Raw genomic sequence first — 23,883 nt, 5'->3', positions numbered from 1 at the left:
GTAATAGTAGCGTAATCAATTCTAAATTCTGTTCCCAATCTCGTAACCAACTGCGGATTTGCGCACCTACTTTTGCAACCTTGGCAAATAAGACTCTTCATATAGCATTGGTTGGGAACCCCAACAGCGGTAAAAGCTCTTTATTTAACGCTTTTACGGGTCTAAATCAGCATGTTGGTAATTTTCCGGGTGTTACAGTAGACAAAAAAACGGGAATATTTTCTTTAGAAGACAACCAGCAAGCAGAATTAATTGATTTACCGGGTACTTATAGTTTATATCCAAGAAGAGCAGATGAATGGGTGGCATATAAAGTGCTAATGGGGGCAGATGCAGAAATTAAAGCAGACTTGATTGTTTTAGTAGCAGACGCAAGTAACCTTAAGAGAAATTTATTATTCTGTTCTCAAATCATCGATTTAAAAGTACCAGTTGTCATGGCTTTAACCATGAATGACTTAGCTGCAAAAAAAGATATTAAAATTGATATAAGTGGCTTAGAAGCCGATTTAGGCATTCCAGTGGTTGCTGTTAATCCTAGAAAAAATAAGGGTCTGAATGAATTGAAAAAAGTGATTTCAAAAATGCAGCCCGATGCTAGTACTAAACTTCGTGACTTTATGGACACAGCAAGTTTAGCACCCGAAGCCGTTGCTAAAGTAAGGAAATCGTTTCCAGAATGGAGTGATTATGCTTGCATACACCAATTAATTAATCACGACGAACTATTAAGCAACAGCCAAAGCCATACTGTATTAAACAGCATAGTAGTTGAATATAACTTTAATACTACTAAAACCCAGGCCGAAGAAATAATGCAGCGATACACGCGCATTCGCCAAATAATGCAAAAGAATGTTTTAGAAACAGGGCCACTTGAAAAGAAGTTGTTCACTGAAAAACTAGACAATGTATTAATGCATAAAACTTGGGGTTACTTGATATTGTTTTCTGTTTTGTTTCTTCTATTTCAAAGTATTTTTTGGTTGGCTACTTACCCAATGGACGGCATTGAGTGGGGCTTTGCGGCTTTAGCAGGTTGGTTGTCTACTAATTTACCCGAAGTTTGGTGGAGTAATTTATTAATTAATGGATTTGTTGCTGGCTTAAGTGGTATTCTAGTTTTTGTTCCGCAGATCATGATTTTATTTGGATTAATTACCATTCTAGAAGATACTGGTTACATGGCTCGGATTAGTTTTTTAAGCGACAAGCTAATGCGCAAAGTTGGATTAAATGGAAAAAGTGTAATGCCCATGATCAGTAGCTTTGCTTGTGCTGTACCTGCCATCATGGGGGCAAGAAATATTGAAAATAAAAAAGAAAGGCTACTCACTATTCTGATAACTCCTTTAATGAGTTGCAGTGCTCGATTACCAGTTTATACAATTTTAATTGCATTGGTAATTGAAGAAAAATATTACCTCGGGTTTTTAAGTTTACAAGGTTTAGTTATGATGGCTTTATATCTTCTTGGAACCATTATGGCTTTATTAGTGAGTTATGTAATGAAATTCTTTATTAATATTAAAGAAAAGAGCTTCTTTATTTTAGAATTGCCCATGTATAGGGCTCCGCGTTGGAAGAATGCAGGTATTACTATGATTGAAAAGGCTCGAATTTTTGTTACAGATGCAGGTAAAGTGATTATGGTCATTAGCTTATTACTTTGGTTTCTAAGTTCATTTGGACCAGGTAATAAAATAGAAAATACTGAAGCAAAATATGCTACTTTAATAGCATTAAACCCTACGGCAGCCGATTCATTACAAAAACAATTATCAACAGAAAAGTTAGCCAATTCATATGCAGGGTTACTAGGGAAAAGCATAGAGCCAGCAATTACTCCATTGGGTTATGATTGGAAAATTGGCATTGCGCTAATTACTTCCTTTGCAGCAAGAGAAGTATTTGTAGGTACCATGGCTACTTTGTATAGTGTAAATGAAGAAGACGATCAAAGTTTAAGAGAAAAACTACAAGCTGCTACTCATGCAAATGGCGAAAAGGTTTACACCCTTGCTACTGGATTATCTCTAATGGTTTTTTACGTGCTAGCAATGCAATGCATGAGCACTTTGGCAGTAGTAAAAAGAGAAACAAAATCTTGGAAATGGCCAACTGTACAATTGATTTATATGACCGTTTTGGCCTATAGCATGAGTTGGCTGGTCTATACTATATTTAGTTAATCAGTAAAATATAAGTACACAGAAGTCCCTTTGTCAATTGTACTTTCTACTTTAATGTTACCGCCCAACATATGTATAAAGTCTTTAGTAAGAATCAGACCTAGCCCAGAACCTTTTTCATCGCCCGTTCCTGTTGTACTTTGATAGTGCTCCCCATCAAATAATTTAGCTTTCACTTCTTCTGTCATACCAACGCCTGTATCGCTAACAGAAAGCATGATTTCTTTTTCTTCTTTATGAGCGTATACAGTTATAACACCTTCCTTTGTAAATTTATTGGCATTGCTAATGAGGTTTCGGAGGATAAATCGCATAGAATTAATTTCAGATTTGATAAACAAATCTTCATCTACCAAATTCACCATTATATTAGACTTTAGTGATGCCATAACTTCAAAGCTCTTGAACATATTGCTCACCAGAGTTCGCATATGTACTTTCTCTTTTTCAAAACCCTGACCACGCATTTGCATAGAACCCCAGTCTACTAAGTTGTTGAGCAACTCAACTGTTCCATCTATTTGTTTTCCCGCCATGTTCATTAGTTCAACTGAATCATGTTGACTAAGAATTTTTCGAGCGTTTAATTCTATAATTGATTTTACCGCACCTATCGGATTTCTAACGTCGTGAGCAATAATCGACAGAATTCTATTCTGCATTTCCATTTGTTGCTGTAACTTTTCTTGATGCTGCTCTAATTGCTTATTCAACAAATTTTGATCAAGCAATTTTACTACCTGTCTAGCTAAAGTTTGTAAAGTAAATATTTGCTCTTCGTTTAGCTCACCTGGCTTTGTATCCATTACAGAAATGGTTCCAACTTTAAAACCATTTGAATTAATCAATGGTACGCCTGTATAAAAGCGAATATAGGGCTCCCCAATTACTAAGGGGTTGTCTATAAATCTTTCATCTTGTGTTGCATCGCTAATTTCAAATATGGCTGTATTAGATGTAATGGTGTGACCACAAAAAGAAATATCTCTAGGAAATTCCTTCATGTCTAAACCATACCGTGCTTTAAACCATTGTCTACTTGCATCAATCAACGAAATTAATGCAATGGGGGTTTTACAAATAGTTGCTGCCAATTGTACCACGTCATTAAACTCATCCTCGTATGAAGTATCTAATACTTCATATCGGTAAAGTTCCTTCAAACGCCTATTGTCGTCTAATGGTATTTGCGGGGGTACCATAAACAAATGTATTTGCTTTAGTGGCTCTTTCTTTTTGGGCATTAAAAAGCATATTTTTCCATGCCTTTAACGCAGAAAAAGCGATTTTATTGGCTATATTAAAAATATTTCTATTAATTGCTTTCCCAAGCTGCCAAAACTTCTTCAGTATGATTCTTGGTATCTGGTTTAGCAATAATTTTACGAATCACTCCAGTTTCATCAATTAAAAAAGTTGTTCGGGTAGTACCCATATAGGTACGTCCCATGAATTTTTTCTCTCCCCATAAATTGTACTTATCTACAATTTTCTTTTCTTCATCAGAAATTAAAGGGAAAGGGAGTTCATATTTTTCTTCGAATTTTTTGTGGCTTTTAACACTATCAACACTTATACCCACCACTTGAAATCCCTTTTTAATTAAGGCACTATAATTGTCTTTTAAATTACATGCTTGTGAAGTACATCCTGGTGTATCGTCTTTTGGATAGAAATAAAGAATTAGTTTTTTCCCTTTAAAATCTGACAACGAAACCATATTCCCGTTTTGATCGGGCGCCTTAAATGCTGGAGCCTTACTTCCTTCTTTTAATACTGCCATTACTATTATTTAAATTTAAATTTGAATTCGCATTAATTTTTAGCCACTTTTAATGTAGCAGCCTTACATTTGCACAATTTATCTCTACAACTACTATGCCTAAAGATCAATCAATCAAATCGGTACTTATAATAGGTTCAGGGCCTATTATCATTGGACAAGCTTGTGAATTTGACTATTCGGGCTCTCAGGCAGCCAGAAGTCTCCGCGAGGAGGGCATAAAAGTAATACTTATTAACAGTAATCCGGCCACCATTATGACAGACCCCATGATGGCAGACCGAGTTTACCTACTTCCCTTGAATGTAGAAAGTATTGAACAAATATTACAAGAAAACAATATAGATGCTGTTTTACCAACTATGGGAGGCCAAACAGCACTTAATCTTTGCAAAGAGGCCGATGAATTAGGTATCTGGGAAAAATACAATTGCCGTTTAATAGGTGTAGACGTTGCAGCAATTGATACGGCTGAAGATAGGGAGCAGTTTCGCCAACTAATGGTTAAGATAGGAATGGCTGTTGCCCCTAGCCGGGTGGCCAACAGTTTTTTAGAAGGAAAAGAATTTGCCCAAGAAATTGGTTTCCCATTGGTAATTCGTCCTTCGTTTACATTGGGGGGAACTGGTGGAGGTTTTGTGCATGGTAAAGAAGATTTAGATGCGGCTTTAGAGAAAGGATTAAAAGCCTCACCCATTCATGAAGTTCTAGTTGAAAAAGCAGTATTGGGTTGGAAGGAATACGAATTAGAACTACTTAGAGACTGTAACGACAATGTCGTAATCATTTGTACTGTTGAGAATTTAGACCCAATGGGGGTACACACAGGAGATTCTATTACCGTTGCTCCAGCTATGACTTTGAGTGATACTGCATTCCAAGAAATGCGTAACAAAGCCATGCTAATGATGCGTTCTTTAGGAAATTTTGCTGGAGGTTGTAATGTACAGTTTGCCTTAAACCCCGCAACTGAAGAATTAATAGCGGTTGAAATTAACCCAAGAGTAAGCCGTTCTTCTGCCCTTGCATCAAAAGCAACGGGATATCCTATTGCCAAAATAGCAGCCAAATTAGCTATTGGCTATTCTTTAGATGAATTAAAGAATCAAATTACCCAAACAACTTCCGCATATTTTGAACCAGCTTTAGATTATGTAATAGTAAAAGTTCCTCGCTGGAATTTTGATAAATTCAAAGGAGCCAACGATACTTTAGGTTTGCAAATGAAAAGTGTGGGTGAGGTAATGGCCATTGGAAGAAGCTTTCCAGAAGCTTTGCAGAAAGCATGTCAAAGCTTAGAGAATGAAGCAGTTGGATTGGGTTACTATGGTAAGAGCTTAATGAAAAGTGAAGAAATTGTAGAATACATCAAGACCCCAAAATGGGATCGTATATTCCGCATAAAAGATGCGCTAATGCAGGGTTCTACTGTTAAATCGATTGCACAAGCAACAGGTATTGATAGATGGTTCTTATACCAAATACAAGAAATTTGTACGATAGAAAAAGAACTATTAAAGCATACATTAGAAAGCCTTCCTGAAAGCTTATTGAAAGAAGCGAAGAAAATGGGTTTTGGAGATGCCCAAATTGCTAAGATTCTTAACGGAAATTGCCATGAAGATGAAGTGTATGAAAAAAGAAAGCAATTAGGTATTACTAGGGTTTATAAGATGGTTGATACCTGCGCAGCTGAATTTGAAGCTAAAACTCCATATTTCTACAGCACATTTGAAGGCTAGTGATTGTCCTTCCCCTTGCTTAAAAATTTATACCACCTGGTTGGTAGTGTTGCTGCCGTTTAATGGCATTAACTTTGTATGTAATATAAATTTATAAGCAATCGATGGCCAAGGGATTCAAACAGGTGTTTCAAACAAGTAATCCTACCAGATGGCAGCGTTTTAAATGGACGTTCCGTTTGCTACTATTTCTGTTATTTATTACGATCATTGCTATTGTTATTGCTATTAGAACAGCTTATGTTCCAACAGTACCAATATTACAGAGCAGCGTTTTCAAAAGCATTTTAGTTTCAGAAGATAACCCCGATTCGCTAGCAAAAGAGTACCAAGGTTTCAGAAAATTTATAGATGATAAATGGTCAGCAGGTAACGGATGTGGTCAAAATGACAGCGCCATCAGGCTTTCCAATTCAAAACTATTTAGTGATTCATTGGGTATTAGAGCTGCTTTTTATGTAGACTGGGACCCACAAGCATTCTTTTCATTAAGAAGAAATATTAATAAACTCAATTTAATATTACCCGAATGGATGTTCTTTGATCCAACCGGTGATTCATTAATTATCCGAAAAGACAAACGAGGATACGACTTAATTAAACAGGCAAAAGGATTAAGGGTGATGCCCATGCTTACCAATAATATTAATGGTAAGTGGAATGGAGACGTGGTGAGCAGAATTTTAAACAACTCAAGCAAAAGTGAAAAATTAATAAACGATTTATATAAATGGATAAAGTCTGAAGGCTTTGCTGGAATTAATATAGACTTTGAAGAACTAGTTGAAAACGACAACAGAGTTCTAACTCAATTCTTAAAAAAATTATCCGATCGTTTTCATTCAGGAGGGTTATTAACTTCCATTGATGTAATGCCGTTTAATGAAGACTACGACTATCAAGCATTGGCAGCTCATACGGATTATATATTCTTAATGGCGTATGACCAATATACATCTAGCACTAAACCAGGACCAATTAGTGGTCAGAAATGGATTGAAGCCGCCGTTGATCAAATTGTACAAAAAGTTCCAATACCCAAATTAGTGCTATGTATTGCAGGATTTGGATATGACTGGCCTAAAGGAGGTGAAGGTTCAGATGTTACTTATCAGCAAGCATTGAGCATTGCAAAAGAAAACAACAGTAAAATTACTTACGATAACGATTCTTATAATTTATTCTTTAAGTACAAAGACAAAGCCGGTCACGAAAGAGAAGTCCATTTTACTGATGCAGCTACCAATTTTAATGCCATTCGTTTTTCTACTGAATATGGATTTGCAGGAACAGCATTATGGCGTATGGGAAGTGAAGACAGCAGACTTTGGGACTTTTATTATCTCCCAATGAATAAAGCTTCTGTTCAAAAATTCAATTTTGATGAATTTACAAAAGTTGAAACCAGCAATGATGTAGATTTTATGGGAGAGGGGGAAATTTTAGATGTGATTTCTACCCCTACACCAGGCCATATTAGAACAGAATTAGATACAGAATGGATGTTGATATCAGAAGAATTTTATGATACACTTCCATCGATGTTTGTGGTAAAACAATTTGGAAAGTCTACAGAGAAAAAAATGGTATTAACTTTTGATGATGGACCACATCCTGTTTATACAAGACAAATATTAGACATACTAGATAAATACAATGTGGTGGCCAATTTTTTTATTGTAGGAATTGAAGCAGAGAAAAATATTCCACTAGTAAAAAGAATTTATAAATCAGGACACGAAATAAGCAATCATACTTTTACCCATCCAAATATGGCAACAGTTAGTAAGCAAAGGGCTTACTTAGAAATGGATGCAACCAAATTATTGATTGAAGCAATTACAGGTAGAAGTACCATCATGTTTAGAGCTCCTTTTAATGCAGATAGTAGGCCTGAAACCATGGAAGAACTTGTACCTGTAGCATTAAGTAGAGAAAAAAATTATTTAACAATTGGCGAAAATATAGACCCATTAGACTGGCAAACTGATGAGGATAAAAATTTTAATGGGGATAGTATTTTTAATAGAGTGGTAAGAATGAAAGATCGGGGAAATATTATTCTATTGCATGATGCAGGTGGAGACCGAAGTGCTACAGTGGATGCCCTACCAAAAATTATTGAATACTTTCATAAAGAGGGATATAAATTTACTACTGTTGCCGATTTAATGGGAAAAACAAGAGATGATGTAATGCCTCCAGTTCCTAACTATCATGAAAACTATGTATTAAGGTTTAATTATTTTCTAGCAGAAGCAGGATATTATTTGGGCAAAATCTTTAATGCATTATTCCTGTTGTTTTTAACATTAGGAAGTATCCGTTTATTAATTATTTTGATATCGTCAATACTTGCTAGAAAAAAAGAGAAAAGACAAGCCTTAAGTCAATTAAAAGATACCCCACTTGTTTCAATAATTGTACCAGCCTATAATGAAGAAGTAAATGCAGTAAGTTCATTAAACAACTTGCTGCGTTGTGATTATCCAAACTTCAACATCATTTTCGTAAATGATGGAAGTACCGACAATACGTTGGAAGTGGTTAAAGCCGCGTATAGTGATAATGCCCAAGTAACAATTTTAGATAAACAAAATGGAGGTAAAGCAACTGCATTAAACTTTGGTATTGCAGCAACCAATGCCAATTATGTTGTTTGTATTGATGCAGACACCAAATTAAAGACAGATGCAGTGAGTAAGCTGATGATGCACTTTAATGATGCAACAATAGGAGCTGTAGCTGGTAATGTAAAAGTGGGAAATGAAGTAAATTTAATTACACGCTGGCAAAGTATTGAATATACTACTAGTCAAAATATTGATAGAAAGGCATTTGGATATTTTAATTCAATCACGGTAGTTCCAGGGGCAATTGGTGCATTTAGTAAGTTGGCAATTGAAGATGCTGGTGGATTTACTTCTGATACATTGGCTGAAGACTGTGATTTAAGTATCCGCATTTTACGATGCGGGTATACTATTGCTAATGAAAATAAAGCAATAGCATTAACAGAAGCCCCCGAAACACTTAAACAGTTTATGAGCCAACGATTCAGGTGGACTTTTGGTGTATTGCAAACTTTTTGGAAAAACAGAGACGCTTTATTTAATACCAATTATCCTAAACTGGGCTTTATTGCTTTACCAGATATTTTACTTTTCAAATACCTAATACCCTTGTTTGCTCCTTTTGCAGACTTTTTAATGTTGATTGGCTTAATTACCGGAAGTGCAAGTGAAATTGGGCTTTATTATGCTGTCTTTCTAGGAGTTGACCTATTGTTGGCCTTGTTTGCATTTGGTTTTGAAAAAGAACCCTATTGGAAGCTTATTTGGTTAATACCCCAACGAGTGATTTATCGATGGTTATTATTAATTGTGCTTTTCAGAACCCTTAGAAAAGCAGTTAAAGGAGAACTTCAACATTGGGGGGTTCTTAAAAGAACAGGAAATGTACAGGAAGCCATATAAAAAAGTGTTTACTTTGCAGCTTTCCAGCAAAATACTCAACTATGAAATTGAAAGATATTCAAGTACTTAATGAAAAAGAAACCCGCGGTGGATTTGGAGAAGGTATTCATGAGATTGGTAAAGAAAATCCGAATGTGGTAGTATTAACAGCTGATCTAGCTGGTTCTTTAAAATTAGGTCCATTTATTAAAGATTTTCCCGATCGTTTTGTACAGGTTGGTATTGCAGAAGCCAATATGATTGGCATTGCAGCAGGAATGACCATTGGAGGTAAAATACCCTATACCACCACTTTTGCCAATTTTAGCACAGGTAGGGTCTATGATCAAATTCGACAAAGTGTTGCATACAGCGAAAAGAATGTAAAAATTTGTGCTTCTCATGCCGGACTAACATTAGGAGAAGATGGTGCAACCCATCAAATATTAGAAGATATTGGTTTAATGAAAATGCTACCAGGCATGACGGTTATTGTTCCTTGCGACTTTAATCAAACCAAAGCGGCAACAAAAGCCATTGCTGCTTATGAAGGACCAGTTTATTTAAGATTTGGTAGACCCAAGTGGCCCAATTTTACTAAAGAAGACGGAAGTGATTTTGTAATTGGTAAAGCCCAACAATTAAGTGAAGGAACCGATGTTTCTATTTTTGCCTGTGGACATATGGTTTGGAAAGCAATTGAAGCTGGTAGAATTCTAGAAGAAAAGGGAATAAGTGTAGAACTAATCAATATTCACACTATTAAACCATTAGACACAGAAGCCATCATTAAATCTATTTCAAAAACCAAATGTGCTGTAACAGTTGAAGAACACAATATTATAGGTGGGTTAGGAGATGCAATAGCACAAGTAGCTGCAAAAAACTGCCCAATTCCAATTGAAATGATAGGTACGAACGATACTTTTGGAGAAAGCGGAAAGCCCACTGAACTGCTTACTAAATATGGACTTGATACACCCTATATAGTAGCTGCAGTAGAAAAAGTAATGGCAAGAAAATAGCATTTAGTTATATTTAAGAAAAGTCTGTAAAAATTAATTTTACAGACTTTTTTTATATAGGTTTTACATATAAAAAATATAAATAAATCGTAACTTGAAGAATATCTAGTAGCATTAATGGATTTAGTATTTAATCAGCAACAATCAGACGACTTATTTCCCTTTCACCTTAAAATCAATTTGGATGGTGAAATAGTGGATTGCGGAAAATCCATCCGAAAAATCTGTCCTTTTGTATTAAACGATTTATTCATTAATCAATTTGAAATTGAAAATTTCAGAAGTGGTCCTATAATTGACTATTTGCTTCAACACTTACATGAAAAAGTAGTCATTCAAACTAAAATAAATAAACTCATCCATCTTAATGGTCAATTTGTCGTTAATGAAAACCCAATGCTTATTGTTTTCATGGGCAGCCCTTCCTTTTCTTCTATAAAAGAAATTGAAGAAAATGCTTTTGGAAGAAATGACTTTGCTGTTCAGAATGCCCAAATAGATTTATTGCAAGCGCTTATACTCAAAAAAGAAATTGAGGAAGCTAAGAGTGATAATTACGAGAAAAAGTTATTGTTTGCTCTAGAGAAAATGGGGGATAATGTTTGGATGCACGACTACCAAAAAAATGTAACTAGTTTTTCACATCAAACAAGGGCATTTATTGAATTAGAAAATTCCAGCTTATCAATTGCCGAGCAATGGTGGAATGCAGTTCATCCTGATGATATTTCAATCTTACAAAAACAAGATCAGCAGTATAGAAAAAAAGAGATAGAACATCATCATACAGAATATAGAATTAAAGATAAGTTTGGTAATTATAAATGGATACTTGATAGAGGAATTGTTACCGACAAAGATGCAGACGGATACCCATTGAAAGTTTTGGGCACCCATATGGATATAACAAAAGTAAAAGAAACAGAATTTGAGTTTAATAAGCAAAGAAGTTTTTATGAAAGTATTTTAAATAGTATACCAACAGATATTGCTGTATTTGATTTTTCTCATAGATATTTATTTGTGAATCCAATTGGAATAAAAGATAATGAACTAAGAAAATGGATTATCGGCAAAACTGACGAGGAATATTGTACATACAGAAATAAAGATCCAAAAATAGCCAAAGGAAGAAGGGAAATCTTTAACCAAGTTATTGCTTCCAAGAAACAATTGTCGTGGGAAGAAAAGTTAACCTTATCAGACGGTAAAACAGAATATCATTTAAGGAATCTATTCCCAGTGTTAAATGATAAAAATGAAGTGACACTAGTTATCGGTTTTGGATTAAATATTTCAGAAAGAAAACAAATTGAGGACAAATTATTATTGAATGAGAAGCGATACAGAGATCTATTCAATTATAGTCAGGCACTAATTTGTACACACGATTTAGATGGTAAATTATTAAGTGTTAATCCTTCTATATGTTCAGCTGTTGGCTATAATAGCGAGGAATTGATTGGGAGAAATTTAAAAGAATTTGTACCAAAAGAAAAAGTGTCCATTTTTGATTCAATTTATCTGAAAGAAGTATTTGAGACTGGAAAAGCGGAAGGAGTTTTTTCTATTGTTTGTAAAAACGGGGATCATATCTACTTGCTTTTTCAAAACTATATGGTAGAAGAAACATCTAGTGCTCCTTATATCATTGGATTCTCTCAAGACATTACCAATAGAATAAAAGCAGAAAGAGAATTAATTAAAGCAAAAGAAGAAACAGAAAGGGCAAGCAGGGTTAAAGAAATATTTCTTGCCAATATCAGCCACGAAATTAGGACACCAATGAATGGCATCTTGGGTATTGGAGGGCTTTTATACAAAACAAATCTTAATCCAAAACAAGAAGAATACACTAAACTAATACTTGAGTCTGCAGATAATTTACTCCATATTGTAAATGACGTACTAGATTTTACTAAAATAGAATCAGGAAAAATAGAGTTAGAACATATTCCCTTTTTATTAGAGGAAAAAATTTCAAACACATTAAAGACTTTTATTTTCAAAATTGAAGAAAAAGGGCTTGAATTAATTTTTGACAACCAGGTTCCTTCTGAAACAGTATTAGTAGGTGATCCATTTAGGCTAGGCCAAGTACTGAACAACTTAATTAGTAATGCACTTAAGTTTACTGAATCTGGTAAAATTATTGTAAGTGCAGTTCAAATTAATGAACCTAATAAGGTCCCACTCATAGAGTTCAATGTAACAGATACAGGTATTGGAATTTCTCCTGAAAACTTAGCCAATATATTCGACGAATTTGTTCAAGCTTCTTCAGAAACAAGTAGAAAATATGGGGGTACAGGCTTAGGACTTACCATTACCAAAAACCTGATTGAAATCCAGGGCGGCACTATAAAAGCAGAAAGTGCCTTAAATAAAGGAACAAAATTTATTGTTCGTATACCCTACCAAATTGGTGAAAATTCTATGCTAACCAATAGGAAAGAAGAATTGACATTTACACCAATAGACAAAAAAAGAATATTAGTAGCAGAAGATGTTACCATCAACCAGATTATTGTTAAACAAATTTTGGAAGAATGGGGACACGAAGTGGTTCTAGTAGCCAATGGTCAAGAAGCATTTGAAGCACATAAGAAAAGGGATTTCGACTTAATCTTAATGGACATTCATATGCCAGAAGTAGATGGATATGAAGCTACGCAAATGATTAGGCATATGGGTGATACTATTAAAGCAGCGGTTCCAATAGTGGCACTTACGGCTAATGCATTTAAGAAAGAAACCGATCGATTTGCAGAAGCTGGATTTAACGACTATATCACTAAACCATTTACAGAAGCTGGATTATATGACTGTATCAAAAAACAATTACAATTAAATAGCCCAGTAGATTTTAGTAAAAAACTAAAAACGAAAATAGCAGAAGAAACGAGTGAAAAATTATATAATCTATCTGCATTACAAGGAATAGATCAAGATGATACCGCATTTTTAAAAGAAATAGTTCAAGTATTTATTAAGAATACAACTACCGATATCATTAATTTATTAAAAGCTATTGATAGTAATAATACTAACGAAATATTTCAATTAGCCCATAAGATGAAATCATCTATTTATAGCTTGGGAATAAAACAGGCATATAAAACAGTAGAGAGTATAGAATTCTATGCTAAAACAGGAGAACAACTAGATAAGATTCCTAGTTTAGGAATTCAGCTCAATCAAATATTAGATGAGGTATTCATTCAGCTAAGAAAAGACTTTACAATTCAGTAAAATTTGGCGTAAATTTTTAAGGGGCCAATCTTTCTCTAACCCAATTTCCAGCTTCATCATGTGTAAATCTTAAACGATCGTGCAGTCGGCTACTTCTGCCTTGCCAAAATTCAAAACTTTCAGGTTTTACAATATAACCACCCCAATGTGGAGGTCGAGGTACTTGATTTTCATCTGGATATTGAAGCAGCAATTGCTGATAATTATCTTCTAAAAATGAACGTCCTGGAATCACTTTACTTTGTGGTGAAACCCAAGCTCCTATTCTACTACCAGCTGGTCTTGAATGAAAATAAGCATCACTATCTGCTGCGGAAATTTTTTCTACGCTGCCTTCAATTCTAATTTGTCTTTCTAATTCCTTCCAAAAAAATAAAATAGCAGCATTTGGATTGGCCGCCAATTCTTGCCCTTTTGCACTTTCATAATTGGTGAAAAAAACAAAGCCATCATGGGTATACCCTTTTAGTAAAACAATTCTAGCAGAGGGCTTGCCATTCTTATCTACTGTTGCCAAAGTCATTGCATTCACTTCATCAATTTCAACACTAGTTGCTTCTTCCCACCAATCTTTAAACTGGTCAAAAGGATTATTGGCTGCATGAGATTCGTCAAAAGACTTCAACATATAATCGCGTCTAATATCAGCAATAGAATTGGGCATAATCTTTAAATTAATCTGTTATATCTACTTTTTTAACATCATGCTTTCCAGATATATAAGTATACACAGCAGGAATAACAAACAACGTGAGTAAAAGTGAAAACAAAATACCTCCAACAATCACAATTCCCAATGGCATACGACTGGTAGCTGCAGCTCCTATACTCAATGCAATTGGTAATGCACCTAATGCGGTAGCAAGGCTAGTCATCAAAATTGGACGCAATCGTTGAGCAGAAGCTTCTAAAACTGCTGCCTTTTTATTCAATCCAAACTCTCTTTTTTGATTGGCAAATTCCACAATTAAAATACCATTTTTAGTTACCAAACCAATTAACATAATCATACCAATTTGAGAGAAAATATTAATCGTTTGATCAAAAACCCATAAGCTCAGCAAAGCACCTGCTAAAGCCAGTGGTACAGTAATCATAATAGTTAATGGATCTTTAAAGCTTTCAAATTGAGCTGCTAGTACCAAATAGATTAATATCAATGCAAAACCAAAAGCAAAAGCCGTATTAGAAGAACTTTCTTCAAAATCACGGGAAGGACCATTTAAAGCAGTCTTAAAACTTTCATCTAATAATTGGTCTCCAATTCTTCGCATGGCTTTCACGCCATCCCCAATAGTCATTCCTTCGGCTAAAGAAGCAGAAATGGTTGCAGCTTTAAATCGATTGAAATGATACAATGTTGGCGGATTAGAATTCTCTTCTAACTTAACCACCGCTTTTAGCGGAATACTCTCTCCGCGATTATTTCTAACATACAGTTTTTCAATATCAGCTGGCTTTTGACGGTCTTTATAAGCAACCTGGGAAATCACTTCATATTGCTTACCATTCATAATAAAGTAAGCCAACCTTCTTCCACTAAATGCGCTAGAAACTACATCAGCTACGTCTATTATAGATAGGCCTAAGTCTTTTGCCTTTATACGATCAATGGTTAATTGTAATTCTGGCTTATTAAACTTAAGGTTCACATCTACGTTTTGGAAAGTCTTATCCTTTCTTGCTTCCTCTAAGAATTTGGGGATGACTGTCTTAATTTTTTCAAAATCTAAATTTTGAAGAATAAACTGAACAGGCAAAGAACCTCTAGAGCCAAGTCCTACCGAAATGGTTTGTTCTTCAACTGGAAAAATTCGGGCATTATTAATACTAGGAAGTTTCTTACCTATTTCCTTAGCAATATCCGATTGCGATTTTGTTCTTTTATCTGGGTCTACTAATTTAATTCTTAATGTACCACCGCTTCCACCAAATCCTGGAACTGCGGCAAATACAAAATCTTTTTCAGGAACAGAATCAGTTAGATAATTTAATAATTTATCTCCCGTTTCTACCATGTACCCATAACTGGCTCCTTCGGGGCCACTCATTTGGAAACGTATACTGCTTCTATCTTCTAAAGGTGCCAATTCACTTTGTAAACCTGTACCAATCCAATAAATGATACCCGCACAAATGGCAACAATAACCCAAGCCATCCAACGAACCCGAAGAAATGCTGCAAGTAAGCGTTTATAGCCGTTTTCCATCCCTCTGAAAAAAGGCTCAGTCATATCGTAAAACTTACCATGACCTGCATCTTTTTTATTGAGGTAAACATTTAGTACTGGAGTAATAGTTAAAGACACAAATGCAGAAATTAATACGGCAGCAGCAACTACAATACCAAATTCGCGGAATAAACTACCCACAAAACCTTGCAAGAAAATAACTGGTAAAAATACTACAGCTAAAGTGATAGAGGTAGAAACTACCGCAAAGAAAATTTCTTTGCTCCCTTCCAACGCAGCTTTACGTATGGGTAATCCACTTTCTAGTTTTCTAAAAATATTTTCTGTAACAACAATTCCATCATCAACCACAAGTCCAGTAGCCAACACAATTCCCAATAATGTCAAAACATTAATTGAGAAACCAGAAATATACATGATAAAGAAGGTAGCTACCAAGGAAATTGGAATATCTATTAAAGGTCTTATAGCAATTAACCAGTTTCGGAAGAAAAAGAAAATAACCAACACAACTAATGTAAAAGAGATTAATAAGGTTTCTTCTACTTCTTTAATTGATGCACGAACATTTTTTGTTTGATCAATTAAAGGAGTCATGATGAAATCTCCTTTTTCTGTTTTCTGAATCTCTGCTAAACGCTTATAAAATTCATCAGCAATTTTAATATAGTTGGCTCCAGGCTGAGGAATAATAGCCATGCCAACCGCATTAACACCATTCAACCTCCAGCTGTATTCATCGTTTTCAGGACCAACTTCAACATATGCTACGTCAGATAAACGAATAATGCCGGCTGCGGTTTGACGAATAATTAAATCACGAAAATCTTTCTCTGTAGTAAGCCTTCCCAATGCTTTAATGGTTAGTTCCGTTTTATCGCCATATATTTTACCAGAAGGAATTTCAACATTCTCTGTGTTAAGCGCAGTTCTAATATCACCAAATGTAACATTGAATGAATTGAGTTTATCTGGATCAATCCAAATGCGCATCGATGGCCTTTTTTGACCAAAAATATTAACAGCGCTAACTTCTGAAATAGTTTGAAATCGTTCTTGCAAAACATTTTCTGCGTATTCACTCAATTCTAGCAAACCTTTTGTTTGGCTTTGCACTGCCAACAAAATAATGAAGTCGCTATTGGCATCAGACTTACTTACAACAGGAGGCGCATCTACGTCTTGTGGTAAATTTCTTACCGCCTGGCTTACTTTATCTCTTACATCATTAGCTGATGCTTCTAAATCTTCAGAAACATTGAATTCAACAGTAATATTGCTATTTCCATTAGAGCTTGAAGAAGAAATACTTCTAATACCAGGAATACCATTAATGGCTTTCTCAAGGGGTTCTGTAATTTGACTCTCAATAATGTCAGAGTTAGCCCCAGAATAAGAAGTTCTAACATTTACTACAGGAGGGTCAATTGCAGGATATTCCCTTACTGCCAAAAAACTATATCCAACAATTCCAAACAATACGATGAGGATATTCATCACCGTTGCTAGAATGGGTCTTTTTAATGATAATTCAGAAATATTCATGGGATGATTGGCTGCTTCTATTTTATAATTTCACTCAACTGCTTAACAGAACGAACTTTAACAGGTTGCTTTGGTCGTACAAATAAAACCCCTGTAACCACAACACTGTCTCCAAGGTTGAGTCCTTTTGTAACTTCTACAAAACCTGTACCCCTTACCCCTGTTTCTATATCTACAAAAACACCTTCTCCACCTTTAACAACAATAATCTTTTTTGCTCTTGCGTCGGGTATAATAGCGTTGGTTGGTACAAGAATGCTATTCTTATTTTTACCTGCTTCTAAAAATACTTTTACAAAAGTTCCTGGCGCAACTGGGCTTCCATCTAAGATTGCGCGCACACGAAGATTTCTTGTAGTAGGATTAATTTGAGGATCGGTAGCAATAATTGTTGCCCTTCTTTTTTGAGGAGACTCATTGGTTTGCACCTGTACAGCAGATCCAACCTTAATCATATTGGTATAAAACTCTGGAACATTAAAATCAATCTTAACTTGGTCTACTTGTTGAAGTGTGGTCAAAGTAATTGCTGGAGTAACATAGGCACCTGGGCTAATTTGTCTTAAACCGAGCACTCCAGTAAATGGAGCTTTGATAATTGTTTTGTCTATTTGTGCTTGGGTTACTAGTAAGTCTGCTTTTAAGCTGTTTACCTGATTTAAAGCCAAGTCATATTCAGATTGATTAATTCCATTGATGGCCAATAATTTTCTTAGCCGCTCTTCTGTTTTTTGAGCCATGTCTAACAACACTTTTGTTTTAGACAAATTAGCTTGTAAATCGGCATCATTAATTCTTGCGAGGATAGCGCCTTGTGTTACCCTACCTCCGTCTGGCGCATTAAGCAACGTTAGTCTACCACTTACTTCTGGATTAATATTAACTGTTTCCATTGGTATGATAGCCCCATTCACTTCCACATTGTTGTCAATATTTCCTGCACCCGCAATTAATACATCTACAATGGTGGCCGATGGCGATTTTGCTTTTGGATCGGTATTTTCTTTTTTCTCTTCCTTGCATGAAAATAGCAGCAAGGGCAATGTTAGTAACAGACTTATTTTTTTCAAAGGAGTCAATTTTTGCAAGCCGTAAAGATAGAATTAAATAATGTCTTCTAAACCAGCATTTGCTGAATGGCGAATAGCTAAAATAATTCGGTGAAATGCCCATTAAGTCGCATCCTTTTTTTACATTCAAGCAATAAAGCTTGCACTATGTATGTACTCTCTCAAAAATACCCCCACAAAAGAGCATTTATTACAGGTGCCGCATCTGGCTTGGGAAAAGCATTTGCATTAGAACTTGCTGCAGAAGGATGGACCATTGGCTTGGCAGATAATAATCCAAAAACTTTGGAAGAAGTGGATAGATTGGTAGCTAAAGCAGGAGGAAAGCCACTCACTTATTTATTAGATGTTGCAGACAAAGACCAATATAAAGAAGTGGCAGAGCGTTTTTTATTTGATGCAGAAGGAATTGATTTATTATTCAATAATGCAGGGGTTGGAGATGGATCAGAATTTGAAACTTATTCTTTGGAAAATTACGAGTGGATGGTAGGAATTAATCAGATGGGGGTGTTATATGGTTGCTGGTATTTTATTCCTGCAATGAAGAAACAAGGATATGGTCATATACTCAACACCGCCAGTGCTGCTGCAATTAGCTGCGCTCCTACTATGGGTGGATACAATATGACTAAAGCCGCCGTTGTTGCCATTAGTGAAACATTGTACAGCGAATTATATGATTTTGGAATTAATGTTTCTTGTATACAGCCCACTTACTTTAAAACGAATATTGCACAGTCTGTAAGAGGAGGGGATGCTACAAAAAAAATCACTCAAACATTTATAGAGCGATCTGGCTTAGAAGCCAATGAAGTGGCCAAAGAAATATTAATTAGGGCAGGGAAAAAAGAACTCTACATAATATTACCCAAGGCTGCAAGAACCATGTGGAAGTTGAAAAGATTGGCTCCTACATGGTTTAGACTAAAAGTAAAAGACCAATTCATGAACGCTATGAACAAAGCATTATCTAGAAAAAGTTAATCGTATGAAAATGAATGAAGCATTTAGTTTAAAAGGAAAAGTGGCCTTAATTACAGGCGCGAGTAAAGGGATTGGAGAAGCCATTGCAAGATATTTTGCAGCTAGTGGAGCGGCGGTTGTGATTAACTCACGCAAACAAGAAGAACTAGATAAAGTAGCTGCTTCCGTTCAAGAAACAGGAGGAATATGTACCGGTATTGCAGGCAATGCGGGAGATATAGAAGCCTGCAAAATATTGGTTCAAAAAACGGTTGAATTATATGGAGGCATTGACATTTTAGTAAACAATGCAGCTAGTAATCCGGTTTATGGCCCCGTGGTAAGCTGCGAAGAATGGGCTTTTGATAAAATTATGAATGTAAATGTGAAAGCCCCTTTTGAGCTGGGTAAATTAGTATATCCAATTATGAAAGAAAGAGGGGGTGGTTCGGTTATCAATATTAGTTCTATTGCAGGAATTACACCAGATCCAGGGTTGGGCTTATACTCAGTTTCAAAAGCTGCGTTAAATATGCTTACCAAAGTAACTGCTAAGGAGTGGGGTGCCGATGGAATAAGAGTGAATGCAATTTGTCCTGGACTCATTAAAACCAAATTTTCAGAAGCACTTTGGCAAGATGAAAAATGGTTAAATCGATTTGTAAAAATGGCCCCCATATCAAGAATGGGATCAGTAGACGAAATAGCTGCGCTCGCACTATTTTTAGCTGCACCTGCATCAGGTTATTGCACGGGTACTTTATTCACTGCAGATGGTGGTGTAACTATTTAATTAATATTATGGAAGCCATTTTTATTACCAAGAGATTAGAAGTTTTAATACCTGCTATTCGAGATTTTGTAGAAACAGAATTAATCCCTTTAGAAAAAGAACACACTACTAGACCATTTAAAGAAACCGAAAAATTACTTACTCTAAAAAGGGAAATAGTAAAAGAAAAAGGGTGGTGGAATTTACATTTGCCCACTCATGAAGGGGGAATGGGATTAACCCTTTGCGAGTTTGGACAAGTGAGTGAAATACTATCCTTATCACCCTATTATGGACAGTATACGTTTAACGCACAGCCACCCGATATTGGAAATACAGAAATGATTTCTCGCTTTGCCTCTGATGAAATAAAAGAAAAATATTTACATCCATTATTAGCCGGAAAAATTCGCAGTTGTTTTTCAATGACCGAACCAGAGTTTGCTGGATCTAATCCTACCAGATTGGCAACCACTGCTGTTAAGGAAGGAAATGAATACATTATTAATGGGCACAAATGGTTTACTTCATCAGCTGATGGGGCTTCATTTGCAGTGGTAATGGCAGTAACCAACCCTAATGCAGCACCACACGAAAGAGCAAGCATGTTTATTGTGCCTACCGATACACCCGGCTTTGAATTCATTCGGAATATACCAGTATTTGGTGAAGCCGGAGAAGGCTGGGCCAGTCATGCCGAAATTCGTTATAACAATTGTAGAATTCCCAATAACAATATCATTGGAACTGAGGGATCAGGGTTTAAGCTTGCGCAGGAACGTCTTGGACCTGGCAGAATACACCACTGCATGCGATGGGTGGGTATTGCAGAAAAAGCATTTGACCTGATGTGCCAAAGAGCAGCTACTAGAGAAATTAAAGAAGGAGAAATGCTGGGGCATCAACAATTTATACAAGGATTTATTGCAGAAAGCAGGGTAGAAATAGATGCCGCTCGATTATTGGTCTTGAGAACTGCACACAATATTGATTTATATGGTGCTGCTGCTACCCGTGATCAAATTGCAGGCATTAAATTTTTTGTAGCCAATATGGTATTAAAAGTATTAGATAGAGCTATACAAGTACATGGAGCAATGGGATTATCCGATGAAACTATGTTGGCCAATTTATTTCAGCACGAAAGAGGAGCTAGAATTTGGGATGGCGCCGATGAGGTACATAAGCAAAGTTTGGCTTTAAGTATTTTAAAGAAATATGGAATGAGTAGAAAAAGTAAATAGTGTAATTATGGAAAAAACAGTTGCGCTTTCAGATAAAGAATCCTTTGATATCAATCAGCTAAATGATATACTGAAATCTGCTATGCCTAATGCTACTCCCATTATTGCTATCACTCGCTTTGCGGGAGGTTATTCTAATTTAACATATCAATTATCTACAACAGACCAAATTTTCGTAATGAGAATGGCGCCACCCGGAGCCAATATTAAGTCGGCGCATGATATGGAGCGAGAGTATAAAGTGTTGAGTTTATTAAAACCATTTTTTAATAAAATACCCCAACCAATTCTTTACTCTACCAATTTGGCTATTACGGGATTTCCATTTTACATTATGGAACAATTAGACGGTATTATATTAAGAGCATATAATGCTCCCAAACTGGCAATAACGCCAGCTCAATTTGAGCACTGTGCTAAACAACTGGTTGAAACATTAGCTCAACTTCATGCTATTGATATTGAAACAACGCATTTAATTCAATTAGGAAAACCAGAAGGATATGTAATTAGACAAGTGGAAGGTTGGATCAAAAGGTATTATGCTGCAGAAACCGATTCCATTGAATCGATGAATCAAGTTACAGAATGGTTAAAAAATAATCACCCAAAGGAACAATCTGCTACACTACTACACAATGATTTTAAATACGACAATATTGTTTTCAATAACGATTTAACAGAAGTGAATGGTGTATTAGATTGGGAAATGGCTACAGTAGGAGATCCACTGATGGATTTGGGTGCCATGTTGGCTTATTGGTTTGAACAAGATGAGGAACCAATTTTTAAACAGTACAATTGTACTTGGTTGTCTGGGAATTTATCAAGGGCAGATTTAATAGAATATTACACTTCAATCACGAAAAGAGATTTGACTGATATCAATTACTACTATGTGTTTGGCTTGTTTAAAAATGCGGTAATTGCACAACAAATTTATCATCGATACAAACAAGGGTTTAGCAATGATGAGAGATTTGGTGCTTTATTGCCTTTGATACAATTATTGGGGGGTAAAGCTTTGAAAGCTAGTTCGCAATAAATATTATTGATCTTCTCTTCTTCTATATAATCCTCCACGCCAGTTGTACCTGGTAGATTTATATTCTTCATATTGTTGACCAATATAATAACCCAACTCTAAGTCGTTTAGGAGTTTTACCATTCCATAACTAGGGCGATATCTTCGCATGAATGTGTCTAATTCCGGCGTTTGTAAACCAGTAATTTTTCTTACAAATAACTTACTAAATCTACTATTCACATACTTTTCTTCTTCCTCTTCTATTAATCTTTTTTGCAGAGTCAATATACTTCTATTGCGTTTAACTCGAAACATATTGATGATGCCTTCTAAGTCAAACCCTACAGTTGCCCCTGGATTATAATTAGGGCTAGACACTACACCCAAACTTGGCTTTTTAAAGTTGAATACTTTGGCATAATCTTGCCTATTCATAGCAGAATCATATCTGTAATAGTTGTTGCGGACTTTTACTTCCGGCAAATCAAAGGAGCGCACATGAATCATAACATTAAACCGTTCCAAGTTACTTATGGTATCTACAGGATATTTCATGGTAGATTTTCCAATCAAAGAAAACCAAATAGAATCTGTTTTAAGTACCGTTAAATTATAATATCCAGTTGAATCGGTAATGGTACCCCTTCCTGAGGTACTTTGAACTGCTACTGCCTCCAATGGTCTTTTGGCTGAAATATCGTACACATTACCACTTACCGTTGTATACTGGGCTTGAGCATCAGTAGTAAAAACAGTTAAAAGCAGTAGTATTACAATTCCAATTATTCCTGAAAGATGCCTCAATTGCCGTTGATTAATATGTAATATTAAATCAGCCAGCGCAGAGTACCATATATAGAAAGGGAATTAACGAGTCTTTTACAGTTTAGAATTTCTTGTCCAAAATATAGGGCAGCATAGAGCGCCAAGTTGGCCAATCATGGTGAATATCGGGACCCCAAACGTCCAAATCGTACCAAATTCCTTTGGTGTAGAGTATTCCAGCGAATTTTTTAGCAGCATCGGGGTCTTCAAAATTACCGCTCCCAGTGTAAATATGAATATGATGACTTGCTTTAATCTTATCTAAATACCAATTATCGTTTAAGCTAGGTATATAATGTACCGGACTATTATAAAACACCTGATCATCCCAAAACCCTTTGGTGTATTCGGTTAAATCATATACACCGCTCATACTAATAGCCCCATTAATGATATCGGGTCTTTTCATGAATAAATTCATTGCATGAAGTGCTCCAAATGAAGCCCCGCAAGTATAAATCATGGTTTCATCGCTAGTGCAATTACGAATAAAAGGAATTACTTCATTAAATACATAATCATTAAACTGGTTATGTCTTATGGCTTTATGTTCAGGAAGCATCTGATTATTCATCCAGCTTTCCTTGTTCATACTATCAATACTAAAAACCCTACACTTACCCGAATTAATAAATGGGGCAATTGCGTCTATCAACTGAAATCGCTCATATTCCAAATAGTCTGCAGCTGCAGTAGGAATCAATAAAATAGCAAATCCAAAATGTCCATAAGACGCTATGGGCATCTCTTTGTTTAAGGCCGGACTATACCACGAAGTAATTTCTCTATCCAT

Annotated in this window: 16 protein-coding genes; 9 read left to right on the top strand and 7 right to left on the bottom strand. The window is 35.6% G+C overall.

Going from position 1 to position 23,883, the window contains the following annotated elements; genetic code table 11:
- Positions 1–80: 80 nt before the first annotated feature.
- Positions 81–2,192 carry a ferrous iron transport protein B gene (feoB, locus tag Q8S25_RS13395; RefSeq protein WP_305538594.1) on the top strand — a complete coding sequence of 704 codons (2,112 nt, stop codon included), beginning with the start codon at positions 81–83 and terminating at the stop codon, positions 2,190–2,192.
- Here the strand turns inward: feoB and Q8S25_RS13390 are convergent.
- Both Q8S25_RS13390 and bcp read right to left on the bottom strand, forming a co-directional pair.
- Entirely contained in the window at positions 2,189–3,436 is a 1,248-nt protein-coding gene (locus Q8S25_RS13390; RefSeq protein ID WP_305538592.1) for a GAF domain-containing sensor histidine kinase, read from the bottom strand. The genes feoB and Q8S25_RS13390 overlap by 4 nt on opposite strands.
- Positions 3,437–3,507: 71 nt before the next feature.
- Positions 3,508–3,975 carry a thioredoxin-dependent thiol peroxidase gene (bcp, locus tag Q8S25_RS13385; RefSeq protein WP_305538590.1) on the bottom strand — a complete coding sequence of 156 codons (468 nt, stop codon included), beginning with the start codon at positions 3,973–3,975 and terminating at the stop codon, positions 3,508–3,510.
- A 95-nt stretch (positions 3,976–4,070) separates the two neighbouring features.
- Here bcp and carB point away from each other — a divergent pair, with 95 nt between their 5' ends.
- The 4 genes from carB to Q8S25_RS13365 all read left to right on the top strand — a co-directional run bounded on the left by carB (position 4,071) and on the right by Q8S25_RS13365 (position 13,449).
- Positions 4,071–5,717: a carbamoyl-phosphate synthase large subunit gene (carB, locus tag Q8S25_RS13380; protein WP_295186950.1), complete on the top strand. Its 1,647-nt coding sequence runs from the start codon at positions 4,071–4,073 to the stop codon at positions 5,715–5,717.
- Positions 5,718–5,821: 104 nt separating this feature from the next.
- Positions 5,822–9,193, top strand: coding sequence for a polysaccharide deacetylase family protein (locus Q8S25_RS13375; protein WP_305538587.1), 3,372 nt, complete (start codon positions 5,822–5,824; stop codon positions 9,191–9,193).
- A 41-nt stretch (positions 9,194–9,234) separates the two neighbouring features.
- Entirely contained in the window at positions 9,235–10,197 is a 963-nt protein-coding gene (locus tag Q8S25_RS13370) for a transketolase family protein (protein WP_305538585.1), read from the top strand.
- Between the two features lie 117 nt (positions 10,198–10,314).
- Complete coding sequence (locus tag Q8S25_RS13365) at positions 10,315–13,449, top strand: PAS domain S-box protein (protein ID WP_305538583.1); 3,135 nt, start codon at positions 10,315–10,317, stop codon at positions 13,447–13,449.
- Positions 13,450–13,465: 16 nt separating this feature from the next.
- Here the strand turns inward: Q8S25_RS13365 and pdxH are convergent, their stop codons facing one another.
- From pdxH to Q8S25_RS13350, 3 genes are read right to left on the bottom strand one after another with little or no spacing between them, the layout of a single operon-like run.
- Positions 13,466–14,113: a pyridoxamine 5'-phosphate oxidase gene (pdxH, locus tag Q8S25_RS13360; protein WP_305538581.1), complete on the bottom strand. Its 648-nt coding sequence runs from the start codon at positions 14,111–14,113 to the stop codon at positions 13,466–13,468.
- A 10-nt stretch (positions 14,114–14,123) separates the two neighbouring features.
- Positions 14,124–17,186, bottom strand: a complete 3,063-nt coding sequence (locus Q8S25_RS13355; RefSeq protein ID WP_305538579.1) for an efflux RND transporter permease subunit — start codon at positions 17,184–17,186, stop codon at positions 14,124–14,126.
- 17 nt (positions 17,187–17,203) lie between these two features.
- Positions 17,204–18,256 (bottom strand): efflux RND transporter periplasmic adaptor subunit, encoded by a 1,053-nt coding sequence (locus tag Q8S25_RS13350; RefSeq protein ID WP_305538577.1) that lies wholly within the window; start codon positions 18,254–18,256, stop codon positions 17,204–17,206.
- Positions 18,257–18,403: 147 nt separating this feature from the next.
- Between Q8S25_RS13350 and Q8S25_RS13345 the strand changes: the two genes are divergently transcribed.
- From Q8S25_RS13345 to Q8S25_RS13330, 4 genes are read left to right on the top strand one after another with little or no spacing between them, the layout of a single operon-like run.
- Positions 18,404–19,243, top strand: a complete 840-nt coding sequence (locus Q8S25_RS13345) for an SDR family NAD(P)-dependent oxidoreductase (RefSeq protein WP_305538575.1) — start codon at positions 18,404–18,406, stop codon at positions 19,241–19,243.
- Between the two features lie 4 nt (positions 19,244–19,247).
- The gene (locus tag Q8S25_RS13340; RefSeq protein ID WP_305538573.1) at positions 19,248–20,015 is read left to right on the top strand and encodes an SDR family NAD(P)-dependent oxidoreductase; all 768 of its coding nucleotides are present in this window, start codon (positions 19,248–19,250) and stop codon (positions 20,013–20,015) included.
- Between the two features lie 8 nt (positions 20,016–20,023).
- Complete coding sequence (locus Q8S25_RS13335) at positions 20,024–21,238, top strand: acyl-CoA dehydrogenase family protein (RefSeq protein ID WP_305538571.1); 1,215 nt, start codon at positions 20,024–20,026, stop codon at positions 21,236–21,238.
- A 7-nt stretch (positions 21,239–21,245) separates the two neighbouring features.
- Positions 21,246–22,283 (top strand): phosphotransferase family protein, encoded by a 1,038-nt coding sequence (locus Q8S25_RS13330; RefSeq protein WP_305538569.1) that lies wholly within the window; start codon positions 21,246–21,248, stop codon positions 22,281–22,283.
- A 3-nt stretch (positions 22,284–22,286) separates the two neighbouring features.
- Here Q8S25_RS13330 and Q8S25_RS13325 read toward each other — a convergent pair whose 3' ends face one another.
- Both Q8S25_RS13325 and Q8S25_RS13320 read right to left on the bottom strand, forming a co-directional pair.
- Positions 22,287–23,069, bottom strand: coding sequence for a carboxypeptidase-like regulatory domain-containing protein (locus Q8S25_RS13325; protein WP_305538567.1), 783 nt, complete (start codon positions 23,067–23,069; stop codon positions 22,287–22,289).
- A gap of 82 nt (positions 23,070–23,151) precedes the next feature.
- The gene (locus tag Q8S25_RS13320) at positions 23,152–23,883 is read right to left on the bottom strand and encodes an esterase family protein (protein WP_305538565.1); all 732 of its coding nucleotides are present in this window, start codon (positions 23,881–23,883) and stop codon (positions 23,152–23,154) included.

It is taken from the genome of Sediminibacterium sp., assembly GCF_030695065.1.
GTDB lineage: Bacteria > Bacteroidota > Bacteroidia > Chitinophagales > Chitinophagaceae > Sediminibacterium.
This window is presented reverse-complemented; position numbering and strand designations above follow the sequence as displayed.

What these genes read in the sequence shown, in the direction of transcription:
- Q8S25_RS13375 (WP_305538587.1), top strand. Translation starts at nt 5,822, where the DNA reads ATGGCCAAGGGATTCAAACAGGTGTTTCAAACAAGTAATCCTACCAGA.
- pdxH (WP_305538581.1), bottom strand. Translation starts at nt 14,113, where the DNA reads ATGCCCAATTCTATTGCTGATATTAGACGCGATTATATGTTGAAGTCT.
- carB (WP_295186950.1), top strand. Translation starts at nt 4,071, where the DNA reads ATGCCTAAAGATCAATCAATCAAATCGGTACTTATAATAGGTTCAGGG.
- Q8S25_RS13320 (WP_305538565.1), bottom strand. Translation starts at nt 23,883, where the DNA reads ATGGATAGAGAAATTACTTCGTGGTATAGTCCGGCCTTAAACAAAGAG.
- Q8S25_RS13340 (WP_305538573.1), top strand. Translation starts at nt 19,248, where the DNA reads ATGAAAATGAATGAAGCATTTAGTTTAAAAGGAAAAGTGGCCTTAATT.
- Q8S25_RS13370 (WP_305538585.1), top strand. Translation starts at nt 9,235, where the DNA reads ATGAAATTGAAAGATATTCAAGTACTTAATGAAAAAGAAACCCGCGGT.
- Q8S25_RS13390 (WP_305538592.1), bottom strand. Translation starts at nt 3,436, where the DNA reads ATGCCCAAAAAGAAAGAGCCACTAAAGCAAATACATTTGTTTATGGTA.
- Q8S25_RS13355 (WP_305538579.1), bottom strand. Translation starts at nt 17,186, where the DNA reads ATGAATATTTCTGAATTATCATTAAAAAGACCCATTCTAGCAACGGTG.
- Q8S25_RS13365 (WP_305538583.1), top strand. Translation starts at nt 10,315, where the DNA reads ATGGATTTAGTATTTAATCAGCAACAATCAGACGACTTATTTCCCTTT.
- Q8S25_RS13335 (WP_305538571.1), top strand. Translation starts at nt 20,024, where the DNA reads ATGGAAGCCATTTTTATTACCAAGAGATTAGAAGTTTTAATACCTGCT.
- bcp (WP_305538590.1), bottom strand. Translation starts at nt 3,975, where the DNA reads ATGGCAGTATTAAAAGAAGGAAGTAAGGCTCCAGCATTTAAGGCGCCC.
- Q8S25_RS13345 (WP_305538575.1), top strand. Translation starts at nt 18,404, where the DNA reads ATGTATGTACTCTCTCAAAAATACCCCCACAAAAGAGCATTTATTACA.
- Q8S25_RS13330 (WP_305538569.1), top strand. Translation starts at nt 21,246, where the DNA reads ATGGAAAAAACAGTTGCGCTTTCAGATAAAGAATCCTTTGATATCAAT.